The following is an 8,304-nucleotide window of genomic DNA, read 5'->3' as shown; positions in this document are numbered from 1 at the left end:
GCCATCGCCGCGCACCCGAAATTCTGCATCAGAACCTCCGTTGCTCCGAGCATCGATGAGATCGAACGCAGAAGACCCAGCACGCGAAGTTCTCACCAAGAGCGTGTCGCCGGTAAAAGAGGCGTTTACCGCTTCTGCGAAGATAGAAATACCGGATGCCTCAGAGCTTTGAGAGTGGGCCTTAGCGCTCGGGTTTTCTACTCCCACACCTAGGTTGCCTGCTGCGTCAAGTGACATACGACTGACCACCAAATCGCTGGACGAAGCCGTACTCACGTAGGTGTAGAACCTAAGTCCTGTTGGGTCGCCGTCTTCCCCATCTTGGTAGCTGGCAATAAGCGCGCGTCTGCGTCTGGTGTTTACTCCACTGAAAGAGACACCTACCGCCAAGGCGCCATCTGCAGGTGTTCCGCCAACATTCTGCAAGTGGATTGTCCCGCGTCTATCATCTGCAACGTCTCCGCTGGAGACCAATGCACCATTCTCGACGTCAAGTGGGCTGAACGCGTAATCCCTGCCAACAGCAAGAAATCCGGCTGTATTTACGTTTCCGCTGCCGTCGATAGTAACCCCCACAGTGGAACCGTCAGTCTGATAGAATGATTTGGTTCCGTTGGTGGACAGGAGGATACTCCTGATCCCTGCCACCCTCAGATCAACCGGGTGGTTCGAGTTGGTCCCGATATTCAGATCTGATGCGCTTGCCCCCAGAACTGCCAGGACCCCGGACACGGCGTTGACCAGATCCAGCTGCGGCGCTTCCAGCCCGGTAAACTTCCCCTCTGCAGGGGTTTCCAGCCCCACGGTGGTGGCATTCAGCGCACCGCCAATGATGGTGCTGTTGGTTTTAAGGAAATCGATCAGCGCAATCAGCTCCGCCCGGTGGGTGGTGGCAAAGTGCTGGAACAGCGCTGACATCTTGGTGTCAAAATCCGCCTCCGCCGCTGATCGCTGCGGGATCGGCGGAAAGTCGGAGAACTCCGGATAGCTCATGGCTCTCGTGTCCTATTTCAGTGTTTTCATGATCAGGGGGAAGGTGCTTTCGCCCGCCACATCCAGCGGCTGGCCGTGGTCATCGAGGAACCCCAGCCCCTCGATCCCGTAGGTTGGCCCCGTGCCCGAGGCATAAAAGGCCGTCGCAAGGCCATCGATCTCGGCCATGATGTCCATCACGCGCGGCGCCTGGATGGTCGGCACCAGCAAGGCCACCTCGATCTTGCGGGTGGAGCCGCGCTTCACCAGGATCTCATCCCCAAAATCATCATAGCCCTTGCGGCTGTGACTGACGAAGGAGATGCGCGGCAGGTTCATCATCTGCCCCAGCAGATGGTTCCGCCCCAGAACGATATGGCCGACCCTGGCCGTGGCCCCGACCGCCGCGATGGTGATGTCGATGCGATGGCCGATGTAGCCCGGAAAGCCGTTCAAAACCTTCTGACGGGTGTAAACAATGCCGCCAAAGAACCAAGTATAGACGCTGACCACATGGCCGGTGTCGACCATGACAAAAGTCTGATCATAGATCTGGCTGGGACCGTCCCAGACCTCGATCCGCACCGACCCGGCGGTGAGGCCGAAGAGCGCGATCGCATCGCAATCCTGCGTCGGGGTGATCGAATAGGTGATCTGATCGGCATGGGAGGCCGTGTTCGATCGCCGCTGATCAAAGGCAGACCATCGGTTGGTGGCCCGAAGGTCGAACCACCAGCTGCCATCATCGGTCAGAGGATCCTTGCCTAGGTTGCCATCCTGCATGCTCTGGTAAATCCGGTGCGAGGTGAGCGAGATCACCAGATCACCCTTTGCGTAGGTGGTGCCTGCCGCCCATTCCGGATGATCATCCTCGGGGATATTGGAGGCGGTCAGCTCGGCATCGGTGACAACCATCGGCGCAATGATGTTGAAGTCCATCAGACCCGCACCTCCGGCTGCCCGGCTTCATCCCAGTTCTCCAGGAACTGCGCAATCTTGCGCACGAACAGCTCCATGCTCTGCCCCTGCATCCCGACCTGCTTGGCCAGGGCGTTGACGCTCTGCACCACGAAGCGGTTGTCCAGCATCGCAACGGACTCGGCATGGCTGTGAATGCGGGAGGCACCGGTGCGCTCGATCTCCCAGCCGCGTTCCCCCACGATACGCAAGCCGCCCGCATGGGCGCCGCCAGCAGCAAACTGCGGAATTCCGCCCAGCCCCCGGATCTGCGCCCGCAGGCGCTCCAGCCGGTCGTTCCTGCCGCTGATCCGCTCATTGTAGGCCGCGATCTTTGCCTCCAGACCGTCCGCGCCCCGGAAGGCCGCATTGAAGGCCGCCAGCCCGGCGCCGCCGCTGGTGTAATCGGCGCGATAGGCAATGGTGCCATCCTCGCGCTGGCGCAGGATCGCGTCCTCGCCTGTCCCCCGCAGCAGCTTGATCCCGGTGGAGGCCTGCAGATCCTCGATCTGGCCGATCAGCTCGGCGCCCCCTGCCCGTTTGACCTCTGTGCGATCCGCCAGCCCGGCGCCGCGGATCTGCAGGGAGGCAACCTTTGACTGCGCCTGCCGCTCTGCCGTGTCCAGCCGTACCGCCGCGCGCAGATCCCCCAGCATGGCGCGCAGGTTCTCCATCGGCTGCAGCAGATCCCCGGTGGCCGAGGTGAGATCGCTGAAGACGGTATCCGCCGTCAGGCGCACCGCGCCACCAAAGCTGATCCGCCCGGCTTGTCCCCGCGCCCCGATCAGATCCTGCAGGCGGGTCAGCCGCTCCACGGTATCGCCGCCCTCCCGGCTCAGCGCCACGTTCACCCGGCGCGACAGGTTGGCGCTGCGGGTCAGCACCAGGGCGCGGGTGTCCGGATCAAGATCCCGGCCCAGCTGCAGCATCAGCTTGCGCCGCAGCTCTTCGGTGTTCGTGAGAACCAGCTTGCGGGTCTGCCGGTCCAGATCCTCGCGCAGCACCAGGTCAAGGCTGGCCACATGCTGCGACAGCGCATGGGTGGCAATCCAGCGGTCCGCCGCCGTCAGGTCATCCCGGCGGATGATGAAGTCCAGCGTGGTGCGGATCCCGCTGTCTGCCTGCTCTACCATCTTGCGCAGCCAGCGCGGCGCATCATCCGCCAGCGTAACCGCCACATCCAGCGCGCCGACCAGGTCGTCATAGCTGAAGGCCTCGGCCTGGCTGATGGCATCCTCCAGCGCGCCGAGGGAGGTTTCAAATGCGCTGACGGTGCCATCCCAGTCCGCTGCCAGATCCTGAACGCCCTGGCTCAGATCCGCGATCTGATCACCGGTCAGCCCTTCAAGCTGCAGGAAGCTGCCAAGCGAGGTCAGAACCTCGATCTGCTGCTCGTAAAGCCCGGCCAGAACCTCATCATTGCCGCTTTCCAGATCCGCCACCCCAGCCGCAAACCGCAGCTGACCCTGCACCTCTGCCGCGATGCGCCGGTATTCCAGTGCCGAACCCGCCCCGGCGCGAGCCGATTGCAGATAGGACCGCGCCAGCTCCGGCAGGCTTTCCGCTGCAGAGAGATCCCCGCCGCGCACCGCTGCCAGGGCAGCATTCAGCCGCGCCCGCTGCGCCGCCTCTGCCTGCGCCGCGCTGGCGCCGGTCAGATCACCGGTGATCAGACCATCCACCAGATCCCGCAATCCGCTGCCCGCACGGCGCCAGCTTTCTGCCGTGGCGCGTTCTTCAGAGACCCGGGCGCGGGCCGCATCGATCTGCGCGCCAAGTTCGCCGCCGATCTCCCCCACCATGCCCGCCAGCTCGGCGGAATAAGCGCTGACCTGCGGCAGCACCTCGGCCATGGCGCCGGACATCTGCAGAAGGCCTGCATAAAGCGCGCGCCCGTGTTCCGTGGTGGTATCGATCCCCTCGACCAGCTCCCGGAATCCGTCCCGACTTGCGGGCATGGCGACGCCCAGCTCCCCGAACTCTTCGCGCAGCCGCCGCAGGATCACCTCCGTGCGCTCGCCTTCGGAATAGAAAGCCCCGAAGTAGGCCGAGACAGATCCCGCCATGGCCTCGGCGCCGCCGAAGAGATCGACCAGATGCGAGGCCGCATTGCCGCCCTTCAGGGAGACATCAAAGAGACCATGGCCCAGAAGATCCGCCGCATCGTTGACCGCAGTGAGGCTGCCCGACAGGCGCCCCAGCGTATCAAGGGCGGTTTCCCCGGCGCGGCTGAAGTCATCCGTGCCCAGCACCAGCTCGGCCATTTCCGCGCCGGTCTCTTCAATGCGCGCCTGCAGTTCCTCCTGGATCTTCTCCTGGCTCTTGCCATTGGTCCAGAGCGTGAAGCCTTCGCTGGTAAAACCCTCCAGAGCCTTGGTGCCAAGGTTCAGCGAGGCCGCCATATCCTTCACACCATCGGTCAGCCCGGTGACGCTCTGATCCAACGCCGCTTCAAAGTCCGCCTCCAGCGGTTTGTAGTCGGTGCGGTTGGAGCGCAGGAACCCGCCCTTGTAGAAGTCGATCGAGGAGCCTTCAAAGCCATCGGCACCAAAGCGCCCCCGGATCCCCGAACCTGCGTATTTGCGGCTGAGACCCTTGGCCAGAAGCGCGATGCCGCCCAGCACGAGACCCGCCGCAGGCAGGGCAGCCCCAAGCGCGCCCCAGCCGCTGGAAGCGCCGCTGACCAGCCCGCCGAGGTTGGCAAAGCTGGAGCCAAGGCCACCGCCAGTCAGAACACCGCCGAGGCCGGAGCCGATCCCGGCGGCAATACCGCCCCCGCCAACGAGACCGCCGACATTGCTCAAGATCCCCAGCGGGTTCACACCACCGCCACCGCCCAGCACCGCAGTGCCTGCGCTGGCCGCGCTGCCGGATCCCGTCACCGACAACCCCAGCGCCACCTTCAGCGTGTTCTGCGCAAAGGAGGACGCCAGATCCGCCAGCCCGCGTTTTGCCGCCTGTTTGATCCCGTCCCAGAGACCCTCAAAATCCCGCAGACCATTCGCCACCCAGTCCCCGAAGGAGCGCGCAACGCCATCGACCGCAGAGGACAGCGGACCGTTCAGCTCCTCGGACAGGTCCTTTGCCTTTTTCTTCGTCTTATCCAGCTTGTCCTTGGTGCCGCCACCGGATCCATCATCCAGCGTATTGTTCAGATCCTCGAGGCTGTTCTTCAACGCATCGGCGCTGTCATCGCCCGCATCCAGTTCCGCATTGGCACTGTCCATTTGCAGCGTCAGCGTCTTGAGCGCAGCCGCGGCCTTATCCCAGCCCTCGCGCACCAGCCCCTTGGCCTCTTTCTTCAGTGCCGCGCTGCTGTTTGCAGCCCGCACCGCCAGCGCATCGTACCTCGCAACGCCCTCAAAGGCCCGACCTGAGGCTTCATTCAGCGCATCAAAGGCCCCCGACATGCCCGGGATATTCTTCACCCGAACCGCAAGCCCCGACAGGAAGGCCGACCAATTTTCCGAGATCGTGCCCATCATGCGCAGAAAGCCTGCCTTGACGGTCTCCCAGACGGCGCCAAGTGCAGGGCCGATCGAACGGGCACTGGTCTTGATCCCCAGCCAGACGCCCGAGGCGAGATCGCCAAGCGCCTGCAGCGCCATGCCCCAGCCACCGGTCGCGGTGACCAGTTGGTGGAACTTCATGGCCAGGAACCCCGTGCCCACGACCAGCGCGCCGATCCCGGTGGTGATCACCGCACCGCGCAACAGCACCAGCCCCCGCGACAATCCCTTGATGGCAAGACTGCCAAGCGCAGCCCGCGTGGTTGTCGCCCCCAATGCCATTTCCAGCGCCACCGCAGACTTTGCAGCCGCAAGGAACCGCACTGGCGCCAGCGCCACGGTGGACAGCATCCCTGCCATCGCCACACCCAGCGGCGCGGTCAGCTTGAGGGTCAGGCCCAGCCCCAGCGCCAGCGGCCCCAGCGCAGCCGCGCCTGCCGTACCAAGCGCGATTACCCGCTTGGTGCCCTCGCCCAGCCCGTTGAACCATTCCGCAACCGAAGCCGCGCCATCGCTCACCGTCTGCATCGCAGGCACCAGCGCGATGGTCAGCTGGTTGGCCAGACCCCGCCCGGCCAGACCCATCCGCGACATCGCATCATTGGCCGTCTCCAGCCGGTCCGCATCCACCTCGGAGATCGCAACGCCAAACCGCCCCACATCCTCAGCCGCCAGCTTCAGCGTCGCGCTGTCGATGCGGGTGAAGATCAGACCGGCCCGGCTGCCGAAGAGATCCGAGGCCACCGCCGCGCGTTCCGCCTGCGGCACATACTCCGCCAGTGCGCCCTGGATCCGGGCCAGACGCTCATCGAGCGGCAGGCGCTGCAGATCGGAGGCGTTCAGATGCAGCCGCTTCAGCGCCTTGGCCGCGGCGCCGGATCCGCCCGCCGCCTGGCTCAACCGCTTGGTGAGCTGGATGGTTGCCTGCTGCACTTCTCCGATCGACACGCCCGAGAGATCCGCTGCTCGATCCAGCACCTGCATGGATTTGACGGTGGTGCCGAGGGATTGCGCCATCTTGGCCTGTGCATCCACCATCTGCAGGCTGGATTTGACCGCCACCGCAGCAGCGCCCGCCAGCGGCAGGGTCAGGCCCAGCGACATACGCCGCCCGGCCTTCTCCATATTGGCGCCCATCCGCAGCATGCGCCGCTCGGTCTTGCCCATGGTGGACTGAGCCCGCTTGGCGCCACTTTCAAAGGCAGCCGAATCCATGGACAGAACGCCCCGAAGAGCGCCGATAATCGCGGCCATCTCAGACCCCTTTCTGATTGTGGAAGTGCAGGCTCATCAGCGAGGCGCGCAGCTGCTCGACAGCCTGCGCATCGCTCTTCTTGTCCCGCTTGGTTTTGCCGGAGTGTTCCGCCCCCGCCTTGGTGAAGTCGGGGATGGTCTTCGGGCTGTGGAATGCATGGCTGATCAGAACCGCCAGCTCCTGCTGCAGCACCCGGCGCGCCTGGACCTGGTCGTTCTTGCCATCAATCACTGCCCGGGTGATCTGATCGTATTCCCGCAGGGTGACCGCGCCAAAGTCATCGTGGTGCAGACCCAGCCTGCACCACGACCGATAGAGCGCCTGCCAGTCTACGCCCCTGCGGCCTGCCCGTTTCCCTCGCCGTTTCCCTCTGCGTCCTCACCGGGATCAGTGTCGGGATCAGCCTCGGCAGGGAAAGCAGCCGCGATGGCCTCACCGACAAAGGGCACTGCCTTGCGTATCCCGCCAACCGCATCGACCAGGGCGACGGCCTTTTCGCGCTCCACCCCCTTGCCATCATTGAGACCAGCAGCCAGCGCCGAGATCACCAGGGAGGCACCACCCTTGCCGGTGATCAGACGATCCAGCAGCACGTCAAATGGCTGGCCGTCATTTTCCGCTTCCATCCGCATCAGTGCGGCGGTGGAGAACTTCAGCTTGTGGGTGGTCTTGCCCACCTTCATCTTCGCGTGATTGATCATACCGCTGCCGTCCCTTCTACCCAGTCAACCGCGCCGGTGGTGCGCAGCTTGAGATCGGTCATCAGATCGCCGTCCTGGTCGGTGGTGGGGATCGTCGGAACCACGTAGGCCTTGTAGGCAAAGAGATCGCCCGTGCTCTGCCCCTCGCCCGGCGGGAGCTTGGCCCGGAAGAACACCGGCTTGCCTGCCGCGTTATAGGCCGCGGCCTGCTTGTAAAGCTCGGTCGAGTAAAAGCAGTTGAGGGTGATCTCCCCGCCATCCTTGAGGCCGAGACCCCATTCCTTGAACCGGCCCGGGCTGTCCAGCGAGGTGCGGTCCCGGTATTCCTGGTCAACCTCCGGGATCCCGATCGTCTTGCAGCCCTTGATCACCGCAAAGTTCCCGTCCACCCCGTCGACGGACCATTCCATGTCAACGAGATCGCCCGGAATGACATTCTCTGCCATTGGCTTCTTCCTTCCATCATTTGTTGATTGAGCCGGTCACCCGGCCAGAGGTCAGGCGCGGTAACGCACCTGAATGTCCAGCATCTGAAGCCGGATCACATCGCCGCCGGAGGGGTTCGTCCCATCCCTGCGGGATATCTCTTTGCAGCGGATCACAGACCCGCCGCGATAGTCAGTAAGGGTCTGCGAGACCAGCCGAGCGAGTGGGATGATCTCGCCATAGGTGCGGGCATGGATGTTTACCTGCACCCGCGCGGTCTCCACATCGCCGCGCCCGGTCTGGGAATAGGCCGACACATTGCTGATCCGCTGCAGGCTGATCCGGGGAAAGCCCACGTCACGGTCAAAGACGCCCCAGACCACTGGATGCCCGAGGGTCTTCAGGAGATCCTTCAGCTCGCCTTCCATGCTCATGCGCCTGCCCGCGCCGCCTTGCGCCGCGCCCGCTCCACGGTCTTTTCGAT

The 8,304-nt window shown here is 64.1% G+C and carries 7 protein-coding genes; all 7 read right to left on the bottom strand.

Features of this window, described 5'->3' with window-relative positions:
- Nucleotides 1–993, bottom strand: a 993-nt coding sequence (locus SM764_RS22375; protein ID WP_369002846.1) for a hypothetical protein, incomplete at its 3' end; no start/stop codon positions are given.
- Between the two features lie 12 nt (nucleotides 994–1,005).
- Nucleotides 1,006–1,911, bottom strand: a complete 906-nt coding sequence (locus SM764_RS22370; protein WP_369002845.1) for a hypothetical protein — start codon at nucleotides 1,909–1,911, stop codon at nucleotides 1,006–1,008.
- A complete protein-coding gene (locus tag SM764_RS22365; RefSeq protein WP_369002844.1) occupies nucleotides 1,911–6,692 on the bottom strand; it encodes a hypothetical protein in 4,782 nt (1,593 codons plus the stop codon). Before SM764_RS22365 ends, SM764_RS22370 begins: the two co-directional genes overlap by 1 nt.
- 1 nt (nucleotide 6,693) lies before the next feature.
- A complete protein-coding gene (locus tag SM764_RS22360) occupies nucleotides 6,694–6,924 on the bottom strand; it encodes a hypothetical protein (protein WP_369002843.1) in 231 nt (76 codons plus the stop codon).
- A 98-nt stretch (nucleotides 6,925–7,022) separates the two neighbouring features.
- Nucleotides 7,023–7,394 (bottom strand): GTA-gp10 family protein, encoded by a 372-nt coding sequence (locus SM764_RS22355; RefSeq protein WP_369002842.1) that lies wholly within the window; start codon nucleotides 7,392–7,394, stop codon nucleotides 7,023–7,025.
- Nucleotides 7,391–7,840, bottom strand: coding sequence for a phage tail protein (locus SM764_RS22350; RefSeq protein ID WP_369002841.1), 450 nt, complete (start codon nucleotides 7,838–7,840; stop codon nucleotides 7,391–7,393). The genes SM764_RS22355 and SM764_RS22350 overlap by 4 nt, the downstream gene beginning before the upstream one ends.
- 51 nt (nucleotides 7,841–7,891) lie before the next feature.
- Nucleotides 7,892–8,304 (bottom strand): tail completion protein gp17 (gp17, locus tag SM764_RS22345; protein WP_369002840.1); only part of this gene is annotated, 413 nt, incomplete at its 5' end.

Origin of the sequence: Pseudophaeobacter sp. 1A16562 (genome assembly GCF_041008785.1) — a bacterium.
Classification (GTDB): domain Bacteria; phylum Pseudomonadota; class Alphaproteobacteria; order Rhodobacterales; family Rhodobacteraceae; genus Phycobacter; species Phycobacter gallaeciensis_A.
The sequence above is the reverse complement of the archived record's forward strand: the minus strand, read 5'-3'. Positions and strand labels throughout refer to the sequence as shown.